The sequence below is a fragment of the Methylobacterium sp. Leaf125 genome (assembly GCF_001423085.1).
Classification (GTDB): domain Bacteria; phylum Pseudomonadota; class Alphaproteobacteria; order Rhizobiales; family Beijerinckiaceae; genus Methylobacterium.
Genome location: NZ_LMNU01000001.1, coordinates 677,869 through 703,886 on the forward strand (window position 1 = coordinate 677,869; position 26,018 = coordinate 703,886).

21 protein-coding genes are annotated in these 26,018 nt (G+C 69.1%); 14 read left to right on the plus strand and 7 right to left on the minus strand.

Going from position 1 to position 26,018, the window contains the following annotated elements:
• Positions 1–31: 31 nt before the first annotated feature.
• Positions 32–691 carry a response regulator transcription factor gene (locus tag ASF58_RS03065; protein WP_082512796.1) on the minus strand — a complete coding sequence of 220 codons (660 nt, stop codon included), beginning with the start codon at positions 689–691 and terminating at the stop codon, positions 32–34.
• 144 nt (positions 692–835) lie between these two features.
• Here ASF58_RS03065 and ASF58_RS03070 point away from each other — a divergent pair, with 144 nt between their 5' ends.
• The 6 genes from ASF58_RS03070 (at position 836) to ASF58_RS03095 (ending at position 8,621) form a co-directional block, all read left to right on the plus strand.
• The gene (locus tag ASF58_RS03070; RefSeq protein ID WP_055947104.1) at positions 836–2,017 is read left to right on the plus strand and encodes an FIST N-terminal domain-containing protein; all 1,182 of its coding nucleotides are present in this window, start codon (positions 836–838) and stop codon (positions 2,015–2,017) included.
• The gene (locus ASF58_RS03075) at positions 2,014–3,372 is read left to right on the plus strand and encodes an ATP-binding protein (protein ID WP_055947107.1); all 1,359 of its coding nucleotides are present in this window, start codon (positions 2,014–2,016) and stop codon (positions 3,370–3,372) included. Before ASF58_RS03070 ends, ASF58_RS03075 begins: the two co-directional genes overlap by 4 nt.
• 323 nt (positions 3,373–3,695) lie before the next feature.
• The gene (locus ASF58_RS03080; protein ID WP_055947109.1) at positions 3,696–5,669 is read left to right on the plus strand and encodes a CoA-transferase; all 1,974 of its coding nucleotides are present in this window, start codon (positions 3,696–3,698) and stop codon (positions 5,667–5,669) included.
• A 55-nt stretch (positions 5,670–5,724) separates the two neighbouring features.
• Positions 5,725–6,675: a LysR family transcriptional regulator gene (locus ASF58_RS03085; RefSeq protein ID WP_082512797.1), complete on the plus strand. Its 951-nt coding sequence runs from the start codon at positions 5,725–5,727 to the stop codon at positions 6,673–6,675.
• Positions 6,676–6,863: 188 nt separating this feature from the next.
• The gene (locus ASF58_RS03090; protein ID WP_055947110.1) at positions 6,864–7,619 is read left to right on the plus strand and encodes a glucose 1-dehydrogenase; all 756 of its coding nucleotides are present in this window, start codon (positions 6,864–6,866) and stop codon (positions 7,617–7,619) included.
• 81 nt (positions 7,620–7,700) lie between these two features.
• Positions 7,701–8,621 (plus strand): bestrophin family protein, encoded by a 921-nt coding sequence (locus ASF58_RS03095; protein ID WP_055947112.1) that lies wholly within the window; start codon positions 7,701–7,703, stop codon positions 8,619–8,621.
• A 286-nt stretch (positions 8,622–8,907) separates the two neighbouring features.
• Here ASF58_RS03095 and ASF58_RS03100 read toward each other — a convergent pair whose 3' ends face one another.
• Positions 8,908–10,020, minus strand: coding sequence for an asparaginase (locus ASF58_RS03100; protein ID WP_082512798.1), 1,113 nt, complete (start codon positions 10,018–10,020; stop codon positions 8,908–8,910).
• A gap of 253 nt (positions 10,021–10,273) precedes the next feature.
• Here ASF58_RS03100 and ASF58_RS03105 point away from each other — a divergent pair, with 253 nt between their 5' ends.
• From ASF58_RS03105 to ASF58_RS03115, 3 genes are all read left to right on the plus strand, one after another.
• Positions 10,274–11,206 (plus strand): LysR family transcriptional regulator, encoded by a 933-nt coding sequence (locus tag ASF58_RS03105; protein ID WP_055947115.1) that lies wholly within the window; start codon positions 10,274–10,276, stop codon positions 11,204–11,206.
• A gap of 189 nt (positions 11,207–11,395) precedes the next feature.
• Positions 11,396–11,698, plus strand: a complete 303-nt coding sequence (locus ASF58_RS03110; protein ID WP_055947116.1) for a hypothetical protein — start codon at positions 11,396–11,398, stop codon at positions 11,696–11,698.
• A 526-nt stretch (positions 11,699–12,224) separates the two neighbouring features.
• On the plus strand, positions 12,225–14,303 hold the full coding sequence (locus ASF58_RS03115; protein WP_055947118.1) for a TonB-dependent siderophore receptor: 2,079 nt from the start codon (positions 12,225–12,227) through the stop codon (positions 14,301–14,303).
• 43 nt (positions 14,304–14,346) lie between these two features.
• On the opposite strand, the gene panB is transcribed toward ASF58_RS03115, so the two are convergent.
• From panB to ASF58_RS03135, 4 genes are all read right to left on the minus strand, one after another.
• Positions 14,347–15,171 (minus strand): 3-methyl-2-oxobutanoate hydroxymethyltransferase, encoded by an 825-nt coding sequence (gene panB, locus ASF58_RS03120; RefSeq protein WP_055947120.1) that lies wholly within the window; start codon positions 15,169–15,171, stop codon positions 14,347–14,349.
• 522 nt (positions 15,172–15,693) lie between these two features.
• Positions 15,694–16,281 carry a rhodanese-like domain-containing protein gene (locus ASF58_RS03125; protein ID WP_055948737.1) on the minus strand — a complete coding sequence of 196 codons (588 nt, stop codon included), beginning with the start codon at positions 16,279–16,281 and terminating at the stop codon, positions 15,694–15,696.
• Positions 16,282–16,295: 14 nt separating this feature from the next.
• Complete coding sequence (locus ASF58_RS03130) at positions 16,296–17,051, minus strand: quinoprotein dehydrogenase-associated SoxYZ-like carrier (RefSeq protein WP_055948740.1); 756 nt, start codon at positions 17,049–17,051, stop codon at positions 16,296–16,298.
• A 180-nt stretch (positions 17,052–17,231) separates the two neighbouring features.
• Positions 17,232–18,185: a quinoprotein relay system zinc metallohydrolase 2 gene (locus ASF58_RS03135; RefSeq protein ID WP_055947121.1), complete on the minus strand. Its 954-nt coding sequence runs from the start codon at positions 18,183–18,185 to the stop codon at positions 17,232–17,234.
• Positions 18,186–18,337: 152 nt separating this feature from the next.
• On the opposite strand from ASF58_RS03135, the gene ASF58_RS03140 reads away from it, so the two are divergent.
• Both ASF58_RS03140 and ASF58_RS03145 read left to right on the plus strand, forming a co-directional pair.
• Positions 18,338–18,949, plus strand: a complete 612-nt coding sequence (locus tag ASF58_RS03140; protein ID WP_055947123.1) for a TetR/AcrR family transcriptional regulator — start codon at positions 18,338–18,340, stop codon at positions 18,947–18,949.
• Positions 18,950–18,992: 43 nt separating this feature from the next.
• Positions 18,993–19,979 carry a GTP-binding protein gene (locus ASF58_RS03145; protein ID WP_055947126.1) on the plus strand — a complete coding sequence of 329 codons (987 nt, stop codon included), beginning with the start codon at positions 18,993–18,995 and terminating at the stop codon, positions 19,977–19,979.
• Between the two features lie 57 nt (positions 19,980–20,036).
• Here the strand turns inward: ASF58_RS03145 and ASF58_RS03150 are convergent, their stop codons facing one another.
• Positions 20,037–21,728, minus strand: coding sequence for a methyl-accepting chemotaxis protein (locus tag ASF58_RS03150; protein WP_055947128.1), 1,692 nt, complete (start codon positions 21,726–21,728; stop codon positions 20,037–20,039).
• A gap of 530 nt (positions 21,729–22,258) precedes the next feature.
• On the opposite strand from ASF58_RS03150, the gene ASF58_RS03155 reads away from it, so the two are divergent.
• The 3 genes from ASF58_RS03155 (at position 22,259) to murC (ending at position 26,018) form a co-directional block, all read left to right on the plus strand.
• The gene (locus ASF58_RS03155) at positions 22,259–23,425 is read left to right on the plus strand and encodes a putative peptidoglycan glycosyltransferase FtsW (RefSeq protein ID WP_055947130.1); all 1,167 of its coding nucleotides are present in this window, start codon (positions 22,259–22,261) and stop codon (positions 23,423–23,425) included.
• The gene (gene murG, locus ASF58_RS03160) at positions 23,422–24,531 is read left to right on the plus strand and encodes an undecaprenyldiphospho-muramoylpentapeptide beta-N-acetylglucosaminyltransferase (protein WP_055947131.1); all 1,110 of its coding nucleotides are present in this window, start codon (positions 23,422–23,424) and stop codon (positions 24,529–24,531) included. Before ASF58_RS03155 ends, murG begins: the two co-directional genes overlap by 4 nt.
• A gap of 71 nt (positions 24,532–24,602) precedes the next feature.
• On the plus strand, positions 24,603–26,018 hold the full coding sequence (murC, locus tag ASF58_RS03165; RefSeq protein WP_055947133.1) for a UDP-N-acetylmuramate--L-alanine ligase: 1,416 nt from the start codon (positions 24,603–24,605) through the stop codon (positions 26,016–26,018).

Here is a 26,018-nt window from a genome sequence, read left to right on the forward strand (position 1 = left end):
GCCCGCCGCCCGCGGGCTCGCGCCGGACCGGTCAGCCCTCCGGCGACGCCAGGATCCGGTCGAAGTCGAGGAGCGCCGTCTCGATCACGATCTGCGTGCGGCTGATGACGTCGAGCTTGCGCAGGATCTCGGAGACATGCGCCTTCACGGTGGAATCCCCGACCTGGAGTTCGTGCGCGATCTGCTTGTTGAGCTTGCCCTGGCGGATCATCGCCAGCACCCGCACCTGCTGCGGCGTGAGGCTCGCGACCCGCTCGGCGATCGGCGCCTTGCGGGCGGATGACGCGGGCAGCGTCGCGTTCGGCAGATTCGCCGGGACCGAGAGGCCGCCGGCCAGGACGTCGGCAATGGCCCGCGTCAGCGTCGCCTTGTCGACCGCCTTGGGCACGAAGCCGGCAGCGCCGTGATCCAGCGCCTCCCGGATGATGCGCGGATCCTCGAGGCCGGAGACGACGAGGATCGGGACCCGCGGCGCCTGCGCCCGGATCGCCAGCAGGCCTTCAAAGCCCGTCACGCCCTGCATCGATAGGTCCAAGAGAATGATTTCGATGGCGGGGTGCGCTGCCAGTACGGCGCAGGCGCTGGCGATGCCGTCGGCCTCGTGCCGCGTCGCATCCGGGTAGGCGAGACCCACGGCGCTGGCGAGGGCGTCGCGGAAGAGCGGGTGATCGTCGACGATGAGGAGGTGCATGCCCGTTCCACCCGGTGCGTGCGCCCCTGTTCCGGAGCTGTTCGGTGCCGCATTGCGCGGGAACCGGCCGCCCGACATACTCGTGTCACCGCGGAGAACCGGGCGTCAAGTCCGGCACGCGTCGCGCAAGCGGGGGGATGGAACGTGGCAGAGGGGACGCAGGTGCGCACGCATCTGTGCGGCATCACGACGGCCTGGACGGACGCCGCCGCGGCCGACGGGGCCGTCGCCGAGATCGGCGCCGCCATCGGCCCGCATCCCGTCGCCCAGATCGTGGTGTTCTTCTCGGCCGACTACGACGTCGAGACCCTGAATCGCGCGCTCTGCGCGCGCTTTCCGGGGGCGGGCATCGCGGGCTGCACCATGTCGGGCGGCATCTCGCCGGCCGGCGGCCTCGATCGCGGCCTCGTCGCCATCGCCTTCCCGAAGGCGGGCTTTCGCATCGTCTCCACGCTCCTGGACGCCATCGATCACCTCGACGTGGAGCGGACCGCCTCCAGCGTGCGGGCCCTGCGCCGAAGCCTCGACGGCGCCGGCGCGGATCCGGCCTCCGGCGGCTGCTTCGCCCTCTCGCTGATCGACGGGCTCACCAACGCCGAGGAGACGGTGGTCTCGGCCATCGCCTGGGCCCTGGACGGCATCCCCCTCGTGGGTGGCTCGGCGGGCGACGACCTCACCTTCCGCGAGACGGTGCTGCTCCATGACGGCCGCATCCATCGGCGCGCCGCCGTGCTGCTCCTCGTGGAGTCCGATTTCCCGATCCAGATCTTCAAGAGCGACAATTTCGAGCCGACCGGGACCAAGTTCGTGGTCACCGCCTCCGACGACGAGCAGCGTACCGTCCACGAGCTCAATGCCGAGCCGGCGGCGCGCGAATACGCCATGGCGGTGGGGCTCGATCCCGAGCGCTTGTCGCCGATGAGCTTTGCCGCCTATCCACTCGCCGTGAAGGTCGGGGGCGAATATTTCTGCCGATCGATCCGGCGCATGAACGCGGACGGCTCGCTCAGCTTCTTCTGCGCCCTCGACGAGGGCGTGGTGCTCACCCTGGCGCGCCCGCGCGACATCGTGGCGGCCACGGCGGCCGAACTCGCCCGCCTCGACGCGGCGCTGGGGGGCATCGATCTCGTCATCGGCTTCGAGTGCGTGCTGCGCCGCCTCGATGCCGAGAGCCGGCAGGTGCGGCACGGTATCGTCGACCTCTACCGGCGCTACGCCATCGTCGGCTTCGACACCTACGGCGAGCAGTACCGGTCGATGCACCTCAACCAGACCTTCACGGGCATCGCCATCGGGCGTGGCGCGCCGGGCGCGGTCGAGCCATGATCCGGCTGCCGCCCGAGACCGCGTGCCCCGCCCCGGGGGAGGACGCGAACCTGCGGCGCATCGCCAAGCTCGAGCGCATCAACGCGGCCCTGATGGCCCATGTCGAGCGCAGCATGGACCAGCAGGGCGGGGCCTACTCCCTGTTCCAGACCGCCACCATGCTGGAGGGGCGCGTCCGCACCCGCACCGAGGAACTGACCGGGCTGATGCACCGCCTGGAGCGCTCCAACGCGGCCCTGGTGGCGGCCAAGGAGGAGGCCGAGAACGCCAACCGCTCGAAGACCCGCTTCCTCGCCGCCGCGAGTCACGACCTGCTGCAGCCGCTGAACGCGGCCCGGCTCTCGGCCTCGGCCCTGGCCGACCTCGGCCTCGGTCCGGAGGCCGCGGCGATCTCGGGACAGATCGAGCGCGGGCTCCAGATCATCGAGGACCTGATCAAGACCCTCCTCGACATCTCGAAGCTCGATGCCGGCGTGGTGCGCCCGGCGATCAAGCCGGTGGCCCTCGGCGAGCTTCTCGCCGGCATCGCCGCGAGCTTCCGGCCCTTCGCCGAGCGCAAGGGACTGCGCCTCACCGTGCGCGGGCCCCACCTCGCGGTGGCGAGCGACCCGATGCTGCTCCAGCGCATCCTGCAGAATCTCGTCTCGAACGCCATCCGCTACACCCGACGGGGCGGCGTGCTGGTGGCGATCCGCCGCCGCGGGGAGGCCTGCCGCATCGAGGTGCTCGACACCGGCTGCGGCATCGCACCGGCGGAGCAGAGCCTCGTCTTCGAGGAATTCTTCCGGGGCGGCGTCGAGGGGGAGGGGGGCGAGCCGGGCCTCGGCCTCGGCCTCTCGATCGTGCGCCGCATGGCCCAGGCCCTCGATCATCCCCTCGATCTCGCTTCCCGGGTCGGGCACGGCACCCGCATGGCCCTGACCGTCCCCGTGAGCCTGACGCCGCCGGAGCGCGCGGTTCCGGTCAGCCCCGTGACGACCCGGCTCACCGGCGCGCGGGTGCTCGTGGTGGAGAACGATCCGCCCACCGCCGATGCCCTGGAGCGCCTCCTGCGCACCTGGGACGCCGAGGTCCGCGTCCATCGCGACCTGGCCGGAGTGGAGGCGTCGCTGGCGGCGGGGATGCGCCTGCCGGACCTGCTCATCCTCGACTACCATCTCGACAACGGTGCCTGCGGCCTCGACGTGGCGACCCATCTCCAGGCCCGCACCGGATCGCGCTTGCCGGTGATCGTCACCACCGCCAACCACTCCCCCGAGATCGAGGCGCAGGTCGCCGGGCACGGGGCGCAACTCGTCCATAAGCCGGTGCGCCCGGCCGCGTTGCGGGCGCTGCTGACCTACCTGCTGGCCTGAGAGGGCCCGCGAAGGAGGCGCACCCCAAGAGTATTTTGAATAATCTTGGCCGTATCGGAGGCATCGTTCCGTCTTGGTGCGGTCGGGCCGCAGGAACGTGAAATCTTTTGCAGCCTCGCTTTCAGTTCAGTTTGATGCTCGATTGAAAAATTTGCATTGCACCAAGATCAAATTGCGCTGCAACGACAGTTGAAGCGCCCTTGCGAAGCTTCCTGGGGATCTTTACGCTCGCGCGCCAGAATAAGACTTCCCCGTGCGCGTCCTGCTGCAGGTCCTGACCTGTCGCCCGTCGCCGGCCTGGGGTGTGGAGGACGGCCCGGTTCATGAAGAAAAACAAGGTCATCACGGCTGGCGAGGCGATCGCGCTGATCCGGCACAACGACGTGGTCACCACGACGGGGTTCGTCCAGAGCTGCATCCCGGAAGCGCTGCATGCCGCCCTGGAGAAGCGCTTCGTCGACACCGGCGCGCCCCGCGACCTCACCCTGATCATGACGGCGGGGGCGGGCGACAGCAAAGGCCTCGGTACCGGGCGCCTGCACCACGAGGGCCTGCTGAAGCGCGTCATCGCCGCCAATTTCGGCCGCATGCCGAAGGTCGCCAAGGCCGCGCAGGCGAACAAGATCCTCGGCTACAACCTGCCCCAGGGCGTGATCTCGCAGCTCTACCGGGCCTGCGCCGCCGGCCAGCCGGGACTGTTCTCCAAGGTGGGCCTGCACACCTACGTCGATCCGCGCCACGGCGGCGCCCGGGTCAACACCGTAACCCAGGACGAGATCGTCAAGCTGGTCGAGGTCGATGGCGAGGAGTGGCTGTTCTACACGGCCACCAAGATCGACGTCGCCTTCATCCGCGGCACCTCGGCCGACCCGTCGGGCAACATCTCCTTCGAGAAGGAGGCGCTGACCCTGGACTGCCTCGCCCAGGCCATGGCCGCGCGCAACAACGGCGGCATCGTCATCGCTCAGGTCGAGCGCATCGTCGATGACGGCTTCCTGCTGCCCAAGGACGTCCGCGTCCCCGGCATCCTGGTGGATTGCGTCGTCCTGGCCGAGCCCGAGATGCACCGCATGAACTACGGCGTGCAGCACGATGCGGCGCTGGCCGGCCAGATCCGCGTGCCCGTGAGCGGCATGAAGAAGATGCCCCTCGACGCCCGCAAGGTCATCGCCCGGCGCGCGGCCTTCGAGCTGCCGCCCAACGGCGTCGTCAATCTCGGCGTCGGCGCCCCCGAGGGCATCTCGGCGGTGGCCAACGAGGAGAAGGTCACCCCCTACATCACCCTGACCACCGAGGCCGGTGCGGTGGGCGGCGTCCTGGCCTCCGGGTCGAGCTTCGGCGCGGCGACGAACGCCGACTGCGTCATCGATCAGAACCAGATGTTCGACTTCTACGATGGCGGCGGCCTCGACATGACCTGCCTCGGCCTCGCCGAGTGCGACCAGCACGGCAACGTCAACACCAGCATGTTCGGTGGCCGCCTCAACGGCTGCGGCGGCTTCATCAACATCAGCCAGAACGCCCGCTCCGTGGTCTTCGCCGGCACCTTCACGGTGGGCGGGCTGGAGACCGTGATCGAGGACGGCAAGCTCCGCATCGTCACGGAAGGCCGCTCGCAGAAATTCCTGCCGCAGGTGGAGCAGATCACCTTCAGCGGGCACTATGCGCAGATGCGCGCCCAGCCGGTGATCTACGTCACCGAGCGTTGCGTCTTCCAGCTCACCGACGAGGGGCTGGAACTCATCGAGGTCGCGCCCGGCATCGAGATCGAGCGGGACATCCTGCCCCATATGGGCTTCCGGCCGATCATCAAGCAGCCGATGCCGATGGATGCCCGCCTGTTCCGCGACGAGCCGATGGAACTGCTGGCCGACCTGTTGAACCTCAACCTCGCCGAGCGGGTGAGCTACGACACCGAGCGCAACATCCTGTTCGTGAACCTGGAGGGCTGGCACGCCCGTGCCAAGAGCGACCTCGATGATCTGCGCATGGTGCTGGTGGGCGCCTGCAAAAAGGCCGGCCAGCGGGTCAACACGGTCGTCAACCATGACGGGTTCCGCATCAACGAGAACCTGTACGACGATTATGCGCACATGATCCAATACCTGCAGGCGAACTACTATCTCACCACCACCCGCTACGCGACCAGCGCCTTCCTGCGCCTCAAGATGGAGGAGGCCCTCAACCGCCGCGGCCTCGCCCCCCACGTCTTCGAGCGCAAGGAGGACGCCCACGCCTTCCTCGAAGGCGCCGGCAAGGTCCGCCGCGCCTCCACGGCGATCGCCTCGGCGGCCTGAGGCCAAGCGCATTGTCGCCCCGGCTCCCAGTGCCGCGTGAGAATGAGGCGCGCTCATGGTCCTTGCGTCGGCGTCTGCGCGCCGGCACAACCGTTCCGTGCCGCCCCCTCGTCCCAGTCTGCCGGCCCTCGGGGCCTTCCTGGCGATCGCGAAGCATCGCAGCTTCCGGCGTGCGGGCCTGGAACTCGGCGTCAGCGCCTCGGCCCTGAGCCATGCCCTCAAGGGCCTGGAGACGCAGCTCGGCGTCCGGCTTCTCAACCGAACCAACCGGAGCGTCACCCTCACCGCCGCCGGCGAGGAGTTCTTCGCGTCGCTCGACGGGCCTTTCCTGGCGATCGGGCAGGCCGTCGAGGCGCTGAACCGCCATCGCGGCGCGCCGGCCGGGCATGTGCGCCTCAACGTTCCGGAGCATGCGAGCGAACTCCTTCTCGCACCGGTCCTTCCCGTCTTCCTCGCCCGCTACCCGGACATCGCGATCGATGTGCGCGTGGCGAACAGCCTGCTCGACGTGGTCGACGCGGGCGCCGATGCGGGGATCCGCTACGGCGACACGGTCCCGGAGGATATGGTCGCCCAGCGCCTTTCCGCCGACATCCGCTGGGTCGTGGTGGGCGCGCCCGTTTACCTGGACCGCTTCGGGGTCCCGGCGCATCCCCACGACCTTCTCGCCCATCGCGGCCTGCGCGTCCGGCTCGGCGACGACCGGATCTACCATTGGGAGTTCGAGCGGCAGGGCGAGGCCATCGCCGTCGATGTGCCGGGGGCGCTGACGCTCGACCAGACCGGCCTCGCGGTCGCCCTCGCCCGGGCCGGAGCGGGCCTCGCCTACCTGCCCGAGCCCTGCGTGACGCCGCTGATCCGGGAGGGCGCGCTCCGGTGCGTCCTCGGCGACTGGTCCCCGGCCGGCGCCGCCTTCCACCTCTATTATCCGGGACGCCGCCAGCTGCCGACGGGCCTGCGCCTGCTCACGGCCCTCATCCGCGAGATGCGCCCCCTCGGCTTCTAGGCCCCGTCGCGTCCGCCCGCCACGATGAGCGGTGTTCATCGCTCCGGTGAGGCGCTGCCGGCTCACGCCTCCGGGTCTCGCCGCCTACATCGAGGCGGACGCTCCGGGTCGCGGGGCCGATGGCGACGCCGTCATCGGCCCCTCACCCATCCGGGGTGCCGCGCTCTCCGAACTCGCGAGGTCCCGCCATGTCCCGTCCCGATCGATTCACCGGCCGTGTCGCCCTCGTCACCGGAGCCGCCAGCGGCATCGGGCAGGCCACGGCCGTCGCCTTCGCCCGGGAAGGCGCCCGGGTCGCCATCCTCGATCGGACCGCGGACGCGCTGCAGCCGACCGCGGAGGCGGTTCGGGCGGCCGGCGGCGAGGGACTGGTCCTCGCCTGCGACATCGCGCGGCCCGAGCAGGTGGAGGCGGCGATCGCCGAGACGGTGGCGACCTTCGGCCGGCTCGACATCGCCTTCAACAATGCCGGCATCGAGAACGTCGCGGCACCGGTGGCGGAGATCGCCCTGGCGGACTGGGACCGCATCCTCGACATCAACCTGCGCGGCACCTTCGTCTGCATGAAGCACGAGATCGCGCAGATGCTGCGCCAGGGCGGTGGCGTGATCGTGAACACCGCGTCGGGTGCCGGTATCCGGGGCGTCGCGGGGGGCGCCAGCTACGCGGCCTCGAAGCATGCCGTCATCGGCCTCACCAAGTCGGCCGCCCTCGACTACGCCACCGCCAACATCCGGGTGAACGCCGTCCTGCCGGGCAACATCGCGACGCCGATGATGGACCGCTTCACCGGGGGCGACATCCAGAAGGCGATCGACCTGGAGCCGGTCGGCCGCCTGGGCCGGCCCGAGGAGATCGCCGAGGCGGTCCTCTGGATGAGCGCCGACCTCGGCGCCTTCGTCACAGGCGCCGCGATCTCGGTCGATGGCGGCTGGTCGCTCTGATCCGCCCGTCCGCCACGCGGGCCGTGCCCGGCTGAGATGGCGGCGGTTGCGGGACGCGCCGCGGCCTGAGAAGACGGTGGAATGATCGTCCGTTCGCGCCCGAGCCTCCTCGACATCCTGTTCACCCTGCGCGGCTCGATCCTGCCGCAGGTCGCCCTCAAGGTCGTGGGCATCACCCTCGTGGCGGTGGTCGTGGTGGCGGTGGAGCGGCGCTGGCCCGAGGCGTTCCCGATCACGGCCGGCGTCGGGCCCTTCACCCTGATCGGCATCGCCCTGTCGATCTTCCTGAGCTTCCGCAACAGCGCCTGCTACGACCGCTGGTGGGAAGGCCGCCGCGCCTGGGGCAGCCTCGTGGTCGAGACCCGGGGGGTCGCGCGGCTCGTGACCGCCCTCCTGCCGGGGGAGTCCGTCGAGCCCCTGCGGGCCCGCACCCTGCGACGGCTCTCGGCCTTCGCCCACGCCCTGCATGCGCAGCTTCGCGGCGGCGATCCGCACACGGCGGCCGCGCCCTGGCTTCCGGAGGCGGAGGTCGCGCCGCTGGCCCGGCATCCGACCGCGGCGGATGCGGTGCTGGCCGGGCTCACCGCCGATCTCGCCAACGCCTATCGCCGGGGCGTCCTCACCGACGTGCTGTTGGCCGCCCTGGAGCACAAGATCGCCGCCCTGGCCCAGGTCCAGGTGGTCTGCGAGCGCATCCAGAACACGCCGCTGCCCTTCGCCTACACCCTGCTTCTCTACCGCACCGCATGGATCTACTGCCTCCTGCTGCCCTTCGGCCTCGCGGCCTCCCTCGGCTGGGCGACGCCGGTGGCGACGGCCCTGGTCGCCTACACCTTCTTCGGCCTCGATGCCCTGGGCGACGAGCTCGAGGAGCCCTTCGGCCTCGCGCCGAACGACCTGCCCCTCGACGCGCTGCTGCACACCGTCGACGGCATCGTCCTCGACGCCCTCGGCGAGACCGCGCCGCCGCCCCTGGTGCCGAAGCGCTACCTGCTGACCTGAGGGCGCCGTGCCGTGCGACCGACGGTGCCGGCCCGGTGCCTCGGCCGAGGTCTGGGACGGGTGGATCTCTGCCGGTCGGCGTCGGTGTGTCTCAACCGGTCTCGAAGAAGCGGTTCGACGGGTCCGGGAGGCCGAGACGGGCGCGTCGGGTCGAGCCCGCCGACGCGCGGCGGAACGGGCCCCGCCGCTGAAGCTCCGGCACCGAGGACAACCGTGACACGCGCCCGCAGCGTGGCGGGGTCGATGGCGGACACGTCCCGAGGCGTCCGCCTTCGACCCGCGGCGCTCAGTATTCCCAGAAGATCCGCTGCAGCTCCTTGGCGTCCTGCGTCTTCGTCAGGGCGACGGCGGCGAGGATCTTGGCCTTCTGGGGGTTGAGATCGTGGGCGACCACCCAATCGTACTTGTCGTCGGGCTGCTCGGCGTTGCGCAGGACGAAGCCGTCGCCGACGCGGGAGGAGCGGATGATCTGCACGCCCTTGGACCGGATGTCCTTCAGCGTGTCGACGAGGTAGCCCGCCACCGAGCCGTTGCCGGTGCCCGCGTGGATGATCGCCTTGGCGCCGCCCGCCACCGCGCTGGTGTAGGCCTCGGGGTGCATGTTGCCCGAGCCGTACACGATGGCGACCTCGGGCAGGCTGTCGATGCCGTCGATGTTGAACTCGGAGGTGGTGCCGTGACGCTTCACCGGCGCGCGGAACCAGTAGGTCTTGCCCTCCACGACCATGCCGAGCGGTCCCCACTGGCTGAAGAAGGCCGAGGGCTTGATGTTGACGCGCTTGGTGGTGTCGCGCCCGGCCTGAATCTCGTCGTTCATGGTCAGGAGCACGCCCTTCGCACGCGCATCCTTGGCGCCCGCCACGGTGACGGCGTCGAGGAGGTTGAGAGCGCCGTCCGCCGAGATCGCGGTCGAGGGACGCATCGAGGCCACCATCACGATGGGCTTGTCGGTCTTCACCACGAGGTCGAGGAAGAAGGCCGTCTCCTCCACGGTGTCGGTGCCGTGGGTGATGACGACGCCGTCGACGTCGTCGCGCTTGACCAGGGCCGAGACCTTCTTGGCGAGCTCGATGAGCTGGGCGTTGGTGAAGCTCTCCGAGGCGATCTGGAAGGCCTGCTCGCCGCGCACCTCCGCCACCCCGGCGATGGCCGGCACGGCGGCGATGAGCTTGTCCACCGGCACCTTGGCGGCCTGGTAGGTGGCGCTGTTGGCGGCATCTGCGCCGGCTCCCGCGATGGTGCCGCCCGTGGCGACGATGACGACGCGGGGCTTGCCCGAGGCGGCGGTGGCGGGGGCCGTCTCGCCGGGCTTGGCCGGGATCGGTCCTTCCAGCGCGATCGCGGGGAGGGCAGTTCCGACCATCAGGGCCATCAGGGCGATCGGCAGGGTACGGCGCATGGGGATTCTCGGGTCGTTTCGGGAGCGGCATTGTGGCGCCCCGCACGGGCGAGGCCCAGCCGAAAAACGCGCCCGTGACGGATCAATCCCGAGGCATCGGGAAAACTGTCAGGGGGAGGTCGGATCGCGCGCGCCGCCGGGCTGCCTTCGGGGGGCATTCCGTCGGGATCAACCCGCGGAGGCCTTGCGCACCCGCCCGTCCGGGGCGAAGAGGCTGAGCGCTGCTGCGGAGATCGAGCGGAACGAACCGATCATGACCATCGATCACATCGATCTGTCCCGGGTCGACCTCAACCTCCTGGTCGCCCTCGACGCGCTCCTGGCCGAGCGCAGCGTCACCCGGGCCGCCGCCCGCATCGGCATCGGCCAGTCGGCGATGAGCAGCAGCCTGGCGCGCCTGCGCACCTTGTTCTCCGACGAGCTCCTGACGCGCGCGCCCGAGGGCATGCGTCCGACGCCCCGAGCCCTGGCCCTGGCCGAGCCGGTGCGGACCCTGCTGCGGCAGGTCCAGGCGCTGGTGCGCCGCGACGCCGAGTTCGATCCGCGTACGGTGACCCGCACCTTCACCATCGGCCTGCCCGACAGCGCGGAGGTGCTGATCGGCCCCCGCCTCCTCGCCCACTTGCGGAGGGAGGCGCCGGGCATCAGCCTGCTGCTGCGCTCCATCGACCGCATCCGCATCCTGCAGGAGCTCGATGCGGACCGGGTCGACCTCGGCATCGGCTTCTTCTCGGAAGGGCAGACCCACCACAAGCAGCGCCTGCTCTACCGCGACAGCTATCTCTGCATGTTCAATGCCGAGCTCGTCGGCCTGGCGCCGCCGATCTCGCTCGACGACTACCTCCGCTTTCCCCACGTGCTCACCAGCCTCAAGGAGACCGCTCACGGGGTGGTCGACGATGCCCTGGCGCGGCTCGGGCGCCGGCGCACGCTCGCGGTGACGACGCCGCGATTCCTCGCCGTACCCTTCCTGGTGCGCAGTGCACCCGTGCTGACCACGATGCATGCCCGGCTCGCGACCTTCTTCGCGGGTGCGCTGGGTCTCACCGTGAGTCCGGCCCCGGTCGCCCTGGAGGATGTCGCGATCTCGATGCTCTGGCACGCCTCCTACGACGACGATCCCGCCCATCGCTGGCTGCGCCGGACCCTCCTCGCCCTGGTGGACGAGCCCACCGGAACGATCTGACCCTCGGAGGCGGGAGCCAGCCACGGAAGCGGCACAATCCTGCGTAATTTCCGCGGCGCGTGAGGATTCGCACGGATGTGATTCGCTGGAAGGCGGGGTTCGTTACCGTTCATCAACCGTTCGGTGATTCCCTCCCACAGTGACGCTTCTGGATTTGCACAGGCTCTTCGGGATCAAAGGAACGGAGCTATGAAGAACTCGCTGGTCGCGGCCCTCGTGGCCACCACGGTCGCCGTCGCGGCGATCCCGAGCGCCCAGGCGCGCGATGGCATCAGCCCGGGCGGCGCGGCCGCTCTCGGCGTGCTCGGCGGCCTCGCCGTCGGCGGCGCCATCGCCTCGTCGCAGAACGACGGCGGCTACTACCCCGGCCGCCCGGTCTACCGGGCCCCGCGCCCGGTCTACGTCGAGGAAGAGGTCTGCCACATGGAACGCCGCGGCTACGTCGACGCCTACGGCTACGAGCACATCCGCCGCGTCCGCGTCTGCGAATAAGGCAGACCGCGGGGCGGGCGGCCGCCCCGGCGCGGCCCCGCCACGATCCGGTTCGATGACAACCCAGACGGCCCCGCCCCCACGGCGGGGCCGTTCTCGTTCCGGCTGCGCCCTGGCTGAGCCCTTGGCTGCGCCCTGGCTGAGCCCTTGGCTGCGCCCCTGCGCCGGAACCGCTCGCCAGCGTTGTCTCCCTCTCGCCGATCCGTGGGCAGCACCGCGCCAGCGACCCGGCGCCAAGAATGTAATTGTATTAGTTCTAAAATGTTGCCTTGCGATCACGTCGCGTAGTTGATTGGTTTTATCCCCTGACCCGCTCGTTGACCGCCCGAAATTTTTGTTTCAATTGGCCACAATACATTTGGTCATAGGTCAAACCGTGCCGCTTTTCTTTGTGATTCCATCAGCACAACCGAAGGGCGCAGGATTCAACTTAGGGATGGCCCTAGCCAGTTCGGTGGCTGCTCTGGTTGCGAGTGCGGTTACTCCGGCAACTGCGCAGCAATCCAGCCCGCCGAGCGCGTCGAGCGTGACCCTGGATACCCTGGAGGTCGTCGGCGACCGTCGCGGGGGGACGGCGATCGCCGCGGCGGAGGATCCGCGTGGACCCGTCGCCGGCTATGTCGCGACCCGTTCCGTCTCCAGCACCAAGACCGACACCGCGATCATCCGGACGCCTCAGGCGATCTCCGTGGTGGGACGTCAGCAGATCGACGACCAGAAGCCGGCCTCGCTCGCCGAGGCGACGCGCTATGCGCCGGGTGTCCGCGGCGAGACCTTCGGCGCCGACCCGCGCAACGACTGGTTCCTGATCCGCGGCTTCACGGCCCAGGAATCCGGCTACTTCCTCGACGGCCTGCAACTGTTCACCTCGGCCTTCGCCACCTGGAAGCTGGAGCCCTTCGGCCTCGAGCGGCTTGAGATCCTGCGCGGGCCGAATTCCGGCCTCTACGGCGGCGCCAGCCCCGGCGGCATCATCAACGCCGTGAGCAAGCGACCCCCGATCGTGCCGATCCGCTACGTGGAGACCGGGGTCGACAATTACGGCAATGCCTATGCGGGCTTCGACATCGGCGGTCCGGTGGACGCGCCGGGCACCGAGGGCAAGCTGTTCTACCGCCTCGTCGGCCTCGGCCGGGCCGGCGGCACGCAGGTCGACTACGTCAACAACGACCGGTTCTTCTTCGCGCCCTCGATCACCTGGAAGCCCGACGCCGACACTTCGCTCACCGTCCTCGCCCAGGTGCAGCGCGACCGCGCCGGCACCCAGAACTTCCTGCCCTACGAGGGCACGGTGACGCCGGCGCCCTTCGGCTTCATCAAGACGAGCCGCTTCACCGGCGATCCGGCGACCGACCGACTGACCCGGTCCCAGGACATGATCGGCTACGAGTTCGAGCACCGCTTCGACAACGACATCAAGTTCCGCCAGAACGCGCGCCACGGCACCGTCACCGTCAATCTCTTCAACCGGTACGGCGGCGGCTACGCCACGACGCCGGCGGCGGGCGACCTCAGCCGGTTCGACTTCTTCACCCGCGGCGCCGCGGTGCAGAGCGACATCGACAACCAGCTGGTCATCCCGTTCCGCACGGGAGATTTCGGGCACACGGTGCTCGCCGGCTTCGAGTATCGCCGCTACCAGATCGACGATTACCAATCCTTCGGCTTCGGCCCTTCGCTGAACCTGATTCGGCCGATCTACCCCAACACACCACTCAACCTGGGCGCGCCCTACCAGAACGCACTGATCACCCAGAACCAGTTCGCGGCCTACCTGCAGGACGAGATCACCTTCGGGAACTTCTCCCTGGTGCTCAGCGGCCGGCACGATTGGGTGGCCACCGACAACGACAATCGCATCGGCGCCAGCACCAGCCGCGACACCAGCGCCTTCAGCGGCCGCGTCGCCCTGATCTACAACGACGAATCCGGGCTCGCCCCCTACGTCTCCTATGCGCAGGGCTTCAACCCGACCGTCGGCCTCAACGGCGTGACCGGCCAGCTCCTGCTGCCCGAGCGGAGCGAGCAGACCGAGGTCGGCCTGAAGTACAAGCCCCCGGGCTTCGACGGCTACTTCGCCGCCGCCCTGTTCGACCTGACCCGCTCGAACGTCGTGACCACCAATCCGCTCAACATCCAGCAGGTGGTGCAGACCGGCGCGGTGAACTCGCGCGGCGCCGAAATCGAGATGGTGGCCAATCTCGCCCCCGGCCTGCGGGCCATCGCTTCCTACACGGCCTACGACCTCTCGGTGACCCGCGACCTCAACAGCGCGCTCCTGGGCCGGACGCCGACCAACACTCCCGAGCAGTACGGCTCGCTGTTCATGGACTACACCTTCCAGAGCGGCGTCCTGCGGGGCTTCGGTTTCGGCGGTGGCGTACGCGGCGTCGGACGCTCCTTCGCGGACCAGGCCAACGAATTCCGCGTGCCGGGCTACGTCGTCGGCGACCTCGTCGCCCACTACGATTGGGAAGGCTGGCGCTTCGCCCTCAACGTCTCGAACGTCTCGGACGAGCGGATCGTCAACAGCTGCAGCACCGTCACGGCCTGCTACTACGGCGAGCGCCGCCGGGTGCTCGGCAGCATCGGCTATCGCTGGTAGCCGGGAGGGGCCGGTCCCGCGGGATCAGCCCGCGGCGACCGGCTCACAGCGGCTGATACGTGTGCTCCTCGGCCGGGAAGGTGCCGGAGCGGACCTCGTCCGCGTAGTCCTTGACGGCGGCCTCGATCTGGCCCCGCAGGGTGCCGAAGCGCTTCACGAATTTCGGTACGCGGTCGCTGAGGCCCAGCATGTCCTCGAGAACGAGGATCTGCCCGTCGCAGGCCATGGTGGCGCCGATGCCGATCGTGGGCGTGGTGATGTCGGGGGAGGTGGCGATGGCCCGGGCCACCGGCTCGACGATGCCTTCCATCACAATGGCGAAGGCGCCCGCGTCGTTGATGGCGCGGGCATCGGCCATCAGGCGGCGCTCGCCGTCGGCCTCGCGACCCTGCACCTTGAAGCCCCCCATGGTGTTCACCGACTGGGGCGTCAGGCCGATATGGCCCATCACCGGGACCCCACGCTCCACCAGGAAGGCCACGGTCTCGGCGAAGCGTGCCCCGCCCTCCATCTTGATCGCCCCTGCGCCCGTCTCCTTGAGCACGCGGGCGGCGTTGAGAAAGGCCTGCTGCGGACTCGCCTCGTAGGAGCCGAACGGCATGTCCACGACCACGAGGGCCCGCGAAGTCCCGCGGATCACCGCCTGCGCCTGGACGATCATCATCTCCAGGGTGACGGGCAGGGTCGATTCCATGCCGTGCATCAGCATGCCGAGGGAATCGCCCACGAGGATGAAGTCGCAGTACGGATCGAGGATGCCGGCGGTGTGGGCATGGTAGGCGGTCAGCGCGATGATCTTGCGCCCCTCGGCCTTGCGCTTGGCCAGGTCGATCGCGCGGATGCGGCGGGACTGAACGGCTTGCGACATGGGACTCCACCCGGCTGGTGCGGATCGCCGGAACGCGGCGGACCGTCTGCTGGTGGGGTCTCTATACACGGCCTCGCCCGCGCGCGCGCGGGCCGAAGTAACGGTCTCCCGGCATTGTCGCCGGGCGTCCGATACGCTTCTTCTGTAAGTGGTATACCAGATATCATGTCGCCGGACACAGGTCATCCCGGCGAAGGTCCGTGCGTCCCAAGTCTTGCCCGGGGGCGTCGATAGCAGCGATGGCGTCGCTGCTCCGTGCTCTCTCCGGGCGTTTCCTCCCTAGACTTGCGGGCGCCTGTGGGTGCCTTTATTCCGCCACAACGGAACCGCTGTCAACTGCGCGGGCGCTGGTATGTCGGCGGAGGGGTGCAGATAATTTAAGCGTTGCCGGAGAACTCGAAAACATCGTGCCCGATCAAGGGGTTCGTTTTGCGCTGCCACCATCCGGCAGATCTTCCGCGCGACAGGTTTTCAGCCGCGGCCGGCCCGTCTGGCCCGGAGGCTCGCGCCCGGGTCCTTGATCTAGCGCTGGACCTCACCCCCGGCCGGGGCATTCCAGGCGGCATCCTGTGGCACGACCGTGGTCGGATGGCGCTCCTGCCACCCCTCGATGCCCTCGGGGAACCAGTGCACGCGGGTATAGCCCTGGAGCACCAGCCGCTTCGCCGCATTCCAGCTGCCCCAGCACTCCGGATGGCAGAAGGCGACGATGGCCCGGCCCTTGTCGCCGTCGGTCAGCGCCGCGACGCGCCGCAGGAACAGGGCTTCGCGCGCCGGATCGAGGGGCGCGGCGCCGGCACTGGCCATCCAGACCGCACCGGGGATCGAGCGATGGGCGGGCAGCCAGGGCCGGTCGTCCGGGAAACCCGCCGGGCGCCGGTCGGCCAGGGACACGTCGAGCAGGACCGGCTTGTCGCGGGCGATCAGGGCATCGAGGGCGTCGATGTCGATGACCGTGGCACCCGACAGGGTGGCGGGGGTGTAGCCCCGTTGCGGCCCGGTCCAGATCCCGTCCGGCTCCGGCACGTTCAAAGGGGAATCCGCCGGGCTGGCCGCCGCCAGGACGAGCATGGCGGTTCCCGCGACCGCGAGCCGGACGAGCGGCTGCATCATGGCGGACCCGCTCAGTTCGTGGCGCTCGGCGCCGCGAAGCTGTGCTCCCAGCGGCCATTCTGATTGTCCGTGGCCACGACCTTGATCGGCCCCCGGCCCTCCGGCTGCAGGCCGAAATTGATCACCGGGTTCGAGGCGATGGAGATGTCGCCGTCGAGGGTCAGGATGGTCTGGTCGCCGCGGGTGATCGCGACTTTGTTGATGTAGCGGGCCGGCGTGTAGTCGCGGGTGATCTGGTTCATCTGCATGCCGCTGAAGTTCGGGTGACGGATCATCAGCGTCGCCTCCACGGGGCGCCCGGGCTGGGCCTCCGCGAATTTCAGCTTCATGTCGCCCATCCCCTTCATCGCCTCCTCGTCGCTCATCCCCATGGGCGCCGAGCATCCGCCGGAGGCTTTCACGAACTTCGTCGTCTCGAAGAGCTGTCCGTCCTTGGTCTCCACCACCGCGTGGATGTTGGTGTAGTTGTTCACCCGCACCCGGAGCTTGATCTCCCCGGCATCCGCTCCCGGGCCGAAGGCGATGTGGGCGGCGTAGGGCGAGGGGTTGTCGTCGATGACGAGGTGGACCCCGGCGATCCGGTCCTTCTCGGGCATCGTCAGGGTGATGGGCACCAGGGCGGCGTCCATCGCCCGCACCGGGGCGTCGACCTTCACGAGGCTGTCGGTGGCTGCGATCTGACGATCCCCGAAGATCGACTTCTGGATCTCCTTCCAGCGCGCGAGGCGCTCGGCCTCGTCGTCGCTCGCGCCGGCGGCGTGAGCCATGATCGGGCGCAGCACCGAGCCGGCGGTGGCCAGGGGCAGGGCGAGGGTCAGCGCCGCGAGGACGGAGCGGACGAGGACGGGTTTGGCTGAGCGCGTCACGGCGTTTCTCCTGGTCAACGATCGATGTCGGATCTGTGCATCATCATGTGGCGTGGGCGATGCCCGGCTCAAGTTGCCGGCTCACTCCCACTCCAGTTCCTTGAAGGCCTGGGTGACGTTGCGGCCGTTATAGGTGTCGAACAGGACCCACCGGTCGCGCTCGGACTGACCGACCGTCTGCACCGCCTTCTCGATCGGCACATCCGCCGCGATGGCCTTCCGGGTCTCGTCCCGGAGGGTCGTGAGGTAGCGGGTGAGGTCGTCGAGGGCAGGCGCGAGATCGACCAGTCTCGGGCCGTGCCCGGGAACGGCCTGGGTCGCGCCCATCGCGCGCAGACGGTCCGCCTCCTTGAGCCAGCCCACGAGGCTGCCGTCGAGGGAGGGGATGCGGGTCACGAACAGGAGGTCTGCGGGAAACAGGACGCCGCTCGCCGAATCGCGCATGGAGAGGTCGCAGGTCGTATGCGCGGCGCCGTGGGCGGTGAAGCGCAGGATGCGCCCGCCGAGATCCACCTCGGCACCGTCCGCCACCTCCAGGGTGGGATAGACCACGCTGCCGGCCCGGTCGGCACCCAGGATCTCCGCGAGGCGCCCGCGATAATAGTCGCCCCGGGCATCCAGGGCGGCGCGCAGGGCATGGTGCCCCACATAGACCGGCTTGTCCTCGGCGAAGGCCGCCGCCCCGAAGCAATGGTCGGGGTGGACGTGGGTCAGCACCACGTGGCTGATCAGCTTGTCCGTACGCTTGCGGATCTCCGCGCGCAGCCAGGCTCCGTCGGCGAGGCTGCCACCGGATTCGGTGACGAGCACGGACCGGTCGCCGACGATGAAGCCGATATTGGCGATGGCATCGTGGTTCTCGGGAGTCGCCTCCGCGTCTGGACCGCGCCGGATGAAGATGCCGGGACTGACTTCCTGCAGGTCGAAGCCCTCGGCCGACCGTCCAAGGGTCGGCAGGCAGCACAGGCACAGGCCGCCGAACAGGGCGCCGCGCCGCGTCGTGCTCCAGCGTGAGCGGCCGGCATTCGCCCGCATGATCGTCCTCCGTTTTGTTGTTCTACCAATTAGTCGGTAGATTTCCCCCGGCGTCAACGGCATAACGCGGAAGGCCGGGTGCCAGGCGATCACGGACCCGCGTGCGGGCACCGACCGATGCGGGCGGCCGCCCAGAAGGAGACCATGGGACGATGAGGGATACCCGCGCCGCGCTGTTGCTACAGGCCGAGACCCTGGTGCGGCGCCGGGGCTATGCCGGCTTCAGCTATGCCGACCTGGCCGAGACGGTTGGGATCCGGAAGGCGAGCATCCATCACCACTTCGCCACCAAGTCCGATCTCGCCCATGCCCTGGTGGCCGCCTACGACGCCCGCTACGACGCCGCCCTGGCCGGGATTCGCGCCGACGAGCCGGACGCGATCGGTCGAATCGCCGCCTACGGCGCGCTCTACCTCGGCGGCGTCGAGGCGGGCCTCGGCTGTCTCTGCGCCGTCCTGGCCATCGAGGGGGAAGCCTTGCCGGCCTCCCTGCGCGCCGACATCGTCGGCTTCTTCGAGAAACACATCGCCTGGCTCGAGGGCGTGCTCGCCGAGGGGATCGCAGCCGGCTGTGTCCGCGCGTCCGTCGAGCCTGGACCCACGGCCCGCATGGTGATCGCCGCCCTCGAAGGGGCGCTGCTCATGGAGCGCCTGCTGGCAGGGCCGGCGGGCTTTCGCGGCACGCTCACGGCGCTCTGCGATGGGCTGCGGGCCGCGGGGTCCGTTCCGACCGGGGTTTCATCCCACCGGATTGATACAATATAACAGGCCGCAGCGACGCCTCCCGCGCCATCGACGAAGAGCCTCCATGTCCGACAGCCCGAACACCGCCTCCACGAAGATCCCCGTCACCGTGCTCACCGGCTACCTGGGCGCGGGCAAGACCACGCTCCTCAACCGCATCCTCACCGAGAACCACGGCAAGCGCTACGCCGTGATCGTCAACGAGTTCGGCGAGATCGGCATCGACAACGACCTCATCATCGGCGCCGACGAGGAGGTGTTCGAGATGAACAACGGCTGCGTCTGCTGCACCGTGCGCGGCGACCTCATCCGCATCATGGACGGCCTGGTGAAGCGGCGCGGCAAGTTCGATGCGATCATCGTCGAGACCACCGGCCTCGCGGATCCCGCCCCCGTCGCCCAGACCTTCTTCATCGACGAGGATGTCGGTGCGGCCGCGCGCCTCGACGCGGTGGTGACGGTGGCCGACGCCAAGTGGCTCTCGGATCGGCTGAAGGACGCCCCGGAGGCCAAGAACCAGATCGCCTTCGCGGACGTGATCCTGCTGAACAAGGCCGATTTGGTGGAGGAGGCCGACCTCGCCCGGGTCGAGGGTCAGATCCGGGCGATCAACCCCTACGCCAAGGTCCACCGCACCGAGCGCTGCGCGGTGCCCCTCGAGGCGGTGCTGGAACGCAACGCCTTCGACCTGGGCCGCATCCTCGACATCGAGCCCGACTTCCTGGAGGAGGGGCATCACCATCACCACGACGACGACATGCAGTCGGTTTCGGCGAAGATCGACGGCCCGGTCGACCCCGAAAAGTTCATGCCCTGGATCTCGACCCTGACCCAGGTTCAGGGGCCGGACATCCTGCGCTGCAAGGGCATCGTCGCCTTCCCGAACGAGCCGCAGCGCTTCGTCTTCCAGGGCGTCCACCAGATCCTCGACGGCGACCTTCAGGGGCCGTGGAAGGACGACGAGCCGCGTGTCTCCCGCGTGGTCTTCATCGGCCGCAAGCTCGATCCGGAGGCGATCCGCGCCGGCTTCGAGGATTGCAAGGCCGCCTGACAGCCAGCCGGCTGGCCCGGCACCGGCGCGACGGGGGCCAGGCGTCCGCCCGGGCCGTTACGCGGCCTTCACACCGGCCAGGAATTGCGACACCTCCTGGCCGAGGTTTTCGGAGTGGCGCGACAGCGCCCTGGCGGCACTCAGGACCTGGCTGGCGGCGGCCCCCGTCGATCCCGCGCCGGCGCGGACCTGCGCGATGTTGCTGGTCACCTCCTGGGTGCCCTGCGCGGCTTCCTGGACGTTCCGGGCGATTTCCCGGGTGGCGGCGCCCTGCTGTTCCATCGCGGCGGCGATGCCGTTCGCATAGGTGGACATGTCGGCGATGGTCCGGCCGATGCGAGTGATGTCGGACACCACCTCGCCGGTGGCCCCCTGGATCTCGCCGATCTTGGCGCGGATCTCCTCGGTGGCCCGCGCGGTCTGCCCGGCCAGTTCCTTCACTTCGGTCGCCACCACGGCAAAGCCCCGGCCGGCCTCACCGGCCCGGGCCGCCTCGATGGTGGCGTTCAGCGCCAGCAGGTTGGTCTGGCCGGCGATGTTGGTGATCATGGCGACGACGTCGGTGATGCTGGTCGCAACCTCCGTCAGCCGCTGCACGGTCGCCTCGGTGCGGTGCGTGTCGTCCACCGCTTGATTGGCCAGGCTGGAGGATTGGCTGACCTGAGTCACGATCTCCTGGATCGAGGCCGACATCTCCTCGCTGGCGGCCGCGACCGTGTGCACGTTGGCGGAGGTTTCTTCCGCCGCGCTCGCCACCGTCGTTGCCTGCCGGATCGACTGATCCGCCGTGGACGCCATCGATTGGGCGGTGGCTTCCATCTCGGTGGCCGCCCCCGCCAGTCCGTGCGTCAGGTTGGCGACGTTGGCCTCGAAGCGCTTTGTCAGCCCGTCGAGCACTTCGGCCCGGCGGACCTTCGCCTGGTTCTCGGCGTCCTGCTCGGCCGCCAATCGACGGCCGTCGATCGCGTTGCGCTTGAACACTTCCAGGGAGCGCGCCAGCAGGCCGATCTCATCCTTGCGGTCGGTGCCGTCGACGGTGACCGTCAGGTCGCCGCTCGCGAGACGGCCCATCGCAGCGCCCATGGCGTTCACCGGACGGGCGATCGCGAAGATCACGATCAGGCCGGCACTGCCCAGGGCGGCCAGCAGCCCGACGGCGGCCGAGGACAACAGCATGGTCGTGGTGCTCCTGACGATCTCGTCGGCGTGAGCGGCGCTTGCCTTCAACTCAGACTTGACCAGGTTAATCCGCTGAGTGGCCTGATCGCGCAGCTTGACCCGCAACGGTGCCGCCTCGGCCTGCGCGATCGTGTTTCCCGCCACCGGATCGTTGTTCAGAGCGGCCTCGGAGGAGCGGTTCAGAACGGCGAAGTAGACCTCCAGCCCACGCCGAAGGTCGGCGTTCGCCGCAACGCGATCGGGCGTATCGGCGAGGGCGGCAAGTTTGGCCTGCGCCTCATAGGTCGCCTCGATGGCGGCGGCTTGCCGGGCCCTGAAGTCCTTGCTCCTCTGCCCGGTCGAATGGATGAGGATGTTGCGGTTCTGGAGTGCGGCTTCGGTCATGGCGATCTGCAGGTTGAGCGCATGGCCCTGACGTGCCGTCTGCACCTGGACGATCTCCCGCGTCTGATCCGCAAGCTGGGACAGGGCGTGGCGGGCGTAGATCACCAGACCGAGGGCGACCAGGGTCGTCATGACCAGCGGGATGATGATCTTCACCAGAAGACTGAAATTCTTGAGCGTCTTCATCGAAAGTTCCGCCTTGCAGATCGGGGATTGAAGTTACGTTCTCCGGAATAGCCTTTTTCGATGAAATAGATGTTAAATTTAGGCCTTCTACTCGGTCAAACGAAGCGTCGATCTGCATATAATATCGGCATCACAGCTCCATTGGACGTTATGGACCAGTTGATACGGTATAATATTGACTCTATTCGATGAGTATTTATACTGCTCGGTTACGAGATAGAAGAAGAGAAAGAGGGATCTTCCGCGTGCTGCCGCCTCCAGGATCCAGGGAATCGATCGGCGTTCCTCGCTCGGCAAGGGGGCCATTGCTGCAGACCGTTTTTGCGAATGCGCTTGAGCCCTCGTGAAACCTCTTCAAAACGAGCCCTCTTCGAACGGCCTGATCCTCGGGGCAGGCGAGACTTCGACACTGGATCGCAACACTTGGTTTACCATTCCGGCACAGGATCGAATCCGTGCCGGCGTGATGCTGCCGGCCGCGATCGGCTGCCCTGTCCGGGCGCCGTGAGGCTCCGGAGAGCGCTGATTCCATGATGTCCCGCGCCGAACGCACGCCCCTGACGGACTGGTGGTGGACCGTCGACCGCGGCCTGCTCGCCGGGCTCGGGGCGCTCATGGTGGCGGGCCTCGTCTTCCTCATGGGCGGCGGGCCGCCCGTGGCCGAGAAGATCGGCCTGCCGACCTTCCACTTCCTCAACCGGCAGGCCCTCTACCTCGCCCCCACGATCCTCATCATCGTCGGCGTCTCGTTCCTGTCCCTGCGCCACATCCGGCGCGTTGCGCTCTTCACCTGGATGATGGGCGTCGCGCTCTGCATCCTGGCGAGCAAGTTCGGCCCGGAGATCAAGGGGGCCCATCGCTGGATCCAGTTCGGCGCCATCGGCATCCAGCCCTCGGAATTCGTGAAGCCCGCCTTCGTGGTGGTGGCGGCCTGGGCCTTCTCGGAAGGCGCCCAGCGGCGCGACATGCCCGGCGGCCTGCTGGCGATCCTGCTCCTGCCGGTCACCATCGTGCCCCTCGTGCTGCAGCCCGATTTCGGCCAGACCATGCTCATCACCATCGTCTGGTGCGCCTTGTTCTTCGTGGCCGGCCTGCACTGGTTCTGGGTGGCGGGTCTCGGCGTCGGCGGCCTGATCGGCGTCGCCACGGCCTACCGCTTCCTGCACCACGTCCGCGAGCGCATCGACCGCTTCCTCGACAGCGATTCCGGCGACAACTTCCAGGGCTACTGGGCCCGGCAATCGTTCAACTCCGGCGGCTGGTTCGGTACCGGCCCGGGGGAGGGCGTCGCCAAGCGCCACCTGCCCGATGCGCACACCGACTTCATCTTCTCGGTGACGGGCGAGGAGTTCGGTACCATCGTGTGTCTCGGCCTCGTCCTGCTGTTCGCCTACATCGTCATGCGGGGCCTGAAGCTGGCGCGCCGCACGGACGACACCTTCTCGCGCCTGGCCATCACGGGCCTGACCACCCTGTTCGGTCTCCAGGCCTGCATCAACATGGCGGTGAACGTCCGGCTGATGCCCGCCAAGGGCATGACGCTGCCCTTCGTCTCCTACGGCGGCTCGTCGTTGATCTCGCTGGCTCTCGGCATGGGCTTCCTCGTGGCCTTGACCCGCAAGCGCCCGCGGACCACCACCCTGAGCCAGAAGCCGCCGGGCACCGCCCCGGCGACGATCGCCGGAGTGATGCGTTGACCGTTGCGACTGCCACGATCCTGCTCTGTGCCGGTGGCACGGGCGGGCACCTGTTCCCCGCCGAGAGCCTGGCGCACGCCCTGCGCGCCCGGGGCGTGCGGGTCGTGCTGGCCACCGATGCCCGCGTGGATTCCATCGCCGCCGGCTTCCCGGCCTCCGAGATCGTCACCATCGCGGCGGCAACGCCCTCCGGCCGCTCCCTGATCAAGCGCGGCGCCGCGCTCCTCACCCTCGGACGGGGCTTCGGCGTCGCCGCCCGGCAGATCAAGCGCATCAACCCGGCCGCCATCGTGGGCTTCGGCGGCTACCCGACGGTGCCGCCGATGCTGGCCGGCCAGATCCTGCGCGTGCCCACCGTCCTGCACGAGCAGAACGCCGTGATGGGACGGGCCAATGCCTTCCTGGCGCGCGGCGCGCGGGCCATCGCCACCGGCTTCCGGGAGGTCCGGGGCGTCCCGGCCAAGGCCCTGGCCCCCCGGACCCACACCGGCAATCCGTTGCGGCCGGCGGTGCTCGAGGCCGCGAAGCTCGCCTATCCGCCCGTCGGCGCCGGCGCCCCCCTCCACCTCCTCGTCTTCGGCGGCAGCCAGGGCGCCCGGGTGATGGGCGAGGTGGTGCCCAGCGCCATCGCCAACCTGCCCGCCGACCTGCGCGCCCGGCTCCATCTCGTGCAGCAGGTCCGGGCCGAGGACCTGACGCAGGTCCAGAATCTCTATCTCGGCCTGGGCCTGGCCGGCTTCGAGGCCGCACCCTTCTTCAAGGACCTGCCCGCCCGCATGGCGGCGGCGCATCTCGTCATCGGCCGCTCGGGCGCCTCGACGGTCTCGGAACTCGCCGCCATCGGCCGGCCCGCCATCCTGGTGCCGCTGCCCGGCGCCCTCGACCAGGACCAGGCGGCCAACGCCGCGACGCTCGCCGCCATCGGCGCCGCGCAGGCGATCCCGCAATCCGCCTTCACGCCGGACCGGCTGACGGCGGAGCTCGTCGACCTCTTCACCAATCCCGAGAAATTGACCGCGGCGGCCTCAGCCGCCAAAAGCGCTGGAATTCACGACGCCGCCGAGCGGCTCGCCGACATCGTCATCGCGACGGCGGCGCGTCCCTGAGCCCTTCCGCCTGGTAGATCCCGTCGGCGCCGATCCGTCCGCGTCCGACGCCCCTGAGACTGGTCCTTCCCATGAAGCTGCCCGACAAGCTCGGTCCCATCCACTTCATCGGCATCGGCGGCATCGGCATGTCCGGCATCGCCGAGGTGATGCACAACCTCGGCTATACCGTGCAGGGGTCGGATGCCAACGACAACGCCAACGTCCGGCGCCTGGCCGAAAAGGGCATGCGCACCTTCATCGGTCACGAGGCCGGCAACGTCGAGGAGGCGGCCCTCGTGGTGGTCTCCACCGCGATCCGCCGCGACAATCCGGAGCTGGTCGCCGCCCGCGAGCGCCGCCTGCCGGTGGTGCGCCGGGCCGAGATGCTGGCCGAGCTGATGCGCTTCAAGTCCTGCGTCGCCATCGCGGGCACCCACGGCAAGACCACGACGACCTCCCTCGTCGCCACCCTGCTGGATGCCGGCAACCTCGACCCCACCGTGATCAACGGCGGCATCATCAACGCCTACGGCACCAATGCCCGCATGGGCGAGGGCGAGTGGATGGTGGTGGAGGCCGACGAATCCGACGGCACCTTCCTGAAGCTGCCGGCGGACGTCGCCATCGTCACCAACATCGACCCCGAGCATCTCGATCATTTCGGTTCGTTCGACGCGGTGAAGGACGCCTTCCGGCGCTTCATCGACAACATCCCGTTCTACGGCTTCGCCGTGATGTGCATCGACCATCCGATCGTGCAGGACCTCGTCGGACACATCGAGGACCGCCGCATCATCACCTACGGCGAGAATCCGCAGGCCGATGTCCGCCTCATCGACGTGGACCTGCGTGGCGGCCAGAGCCGCTTCCGCGTGATGATCCGCGATCGCCGCCCGGGCTTCCGCATGGAGATGGAGGACCTCGTCCTGCCGATGCCGGGCAAGCACAACGCCCTGAATGCCACCGCGGCGCTCGCCGTCGCGCACGAGCTCGGCGTCGAGCCGGAGGCGATCCGCAAGGCGCTCGCCGGCTTCGGCGGCGTCAAGCGCCGCTTCACCCGGACCGGCACCTGGAACGGCGCCCTGATCTTCGACGATTACGGACACCATCCGGTGGAGATCAAGGCGGTGCTGAAGGCGGCCCGTGCCTCCACCGAGGGCAACGTCATCGCCATCGTGCAGCCGCACCGCTACACGCGCCTCGCCTCGCTGTTCGACGATTTCTGCACCTGCTTCAACGATGCCGACACGGTCATCGTCGCCCCCGTCTACGCGGCGGGCGAGGCGCCGATCGAGGGCATGGACCGCGACGGGCTCGTCTCGGGCCTGAAATCGCGGGGCCATCGCGATGCGATCGCGCTACAGCGCTCCGAGGACCTCGCCGGCATCGTGGCCGGCCGCGCCAAGCCCGGCGACTACGTCGTGTGCCTCGGCGCCGGCAACATCACGCAATGGGCCTACGCCCTCCCGGGCGAACTCGCGGCCCTGGACGGCGTGACGGCGTGA

Bases quoted from the DNA above. Each gene is read 5' to 3' on its own strand.
- murC (WP_055947133.1), top strand. From the start codon at position 24,603: ATGAAGCTGCCCGACAAGCTCGGTCCCATCCACTTCATCGGCATCGGC.
- ASF58_RS03155 (WP_055947130.1), top strand. From the start codon at position 22,259: ATGATGTCCCGCGCCGAACGCACGCCCCTGACGGACTGGTGGTGGACC.
- ASF58_RS03080 (WP_055947109.1), top strand. From the start codon at position 3,696: ATGAAGAAAAACAAGGTCATCACGGCTGGCGAGGCGATCGCGCTGATC.
- ASF58_RS03105 (WP_055947115.1), top strand. From the start codon at position 10,274: ATGACCATCGATCACATCGATCTGTCCCGGGTCGACCTCAACCTCCTG.
- ASF58_RS03125 (WP_055948737.1), bottom strand. From the start codon at position 16,281: ATGCAGCCGCTCGTCCGGCTCGCGGTCGCGGGAACCGCCATGCTCGTC.
- ASF58_RS03110 (WP_055947116.1), top strand. From the start codon at position 11,396: ATGAAGAACTCGCTGGTCGCGGCCCTCGTGGCCACCACGGTCGCCGTC.
- ASF58_RS03065 (WP_082512796.1), bottom strand. From the start codon at position 691: ATGCACCTCCTCATCGTCGACGATCACCCGCTCTTCCGCGACGCCCTC.
- ASF58_RS03075 (WP_055947107.1), top strand. From the start codon at position 2,014: ATGATCCGGCTGCCGCCCGAGACCGCGTGCCCCGCCCCGGGGGAGGAC.
- ASF58_RS03150 (WP_055947128.1), bottom strand. From the start codon at position 21,728: ATGAAGACGCTCAAGAATTTCAGTCTTCTGGTGAAGATCATCATCCCG.
- ASF58_RS03135 (WP_055947121.1), bottom strand. From the start codon at position 18,185: ATGCGGGCGAATGCCGGCCGCTCACGCTGGAGCACGACGCGGCGCGGC.
- ASF58_RS03100 (WP_082512798.1), bottom strand. From the start codon at position 10,020: ATGCGCCGTACCCTGCCGATCGCCCTGATGGCCCTGATGGTCGGAACT.
- ASF58_RS03145 (WP_055947126.1), top strand. From the start codon at position 18,993: ATGTCCGACAGCCCGAACACCGCCTCCACGAAGATCCCCGTCACCGTG.
- ASF58_RS03140 (WP_055947123.1), top strand. From the start codon at position 18,338: ATGAGGGATACCCGCGCCGCGCTGTTGCTACAGGCCGAGACCCTGGTG.
- ASF58_RS03130 (WP_055948740.1), bottom strand. From the start codon at position 17,051: ATGGCTCACGCCGCCGGCGCGAGCGACGACGAGGCCGAGCGCCTCGCG.
- ASF58_RS03095 (WP_055947112.1), top strand. From the start codon at position 7,701: ATGATCGTCCGTTCGCGCCCGAGCCTCCTCGACATCCTGTTCACCCTG.
- panB (WP_055947120.1), bottom strand. From the start codon at position 15,171: ATGTCGCAAGCCGTTCAGTCCCGCCGCATCCGCGCGATCGACCTGGCC.
- ASF58_RS03085 (WP_082512797.1), top strand. From the start codon at position 5,725: ATGGTCCTTGCGTCGGCGTCTGCGCGCCGGCACAACCGTTCCGTGCCG.
- ASF58_RS03090 (WP_055947110.1), top strand. From the start codon at position 6,864: ATGTCCCGTCCCGATCGATTCACCGGCCGTGTCGCCCTCGTCACCGGA.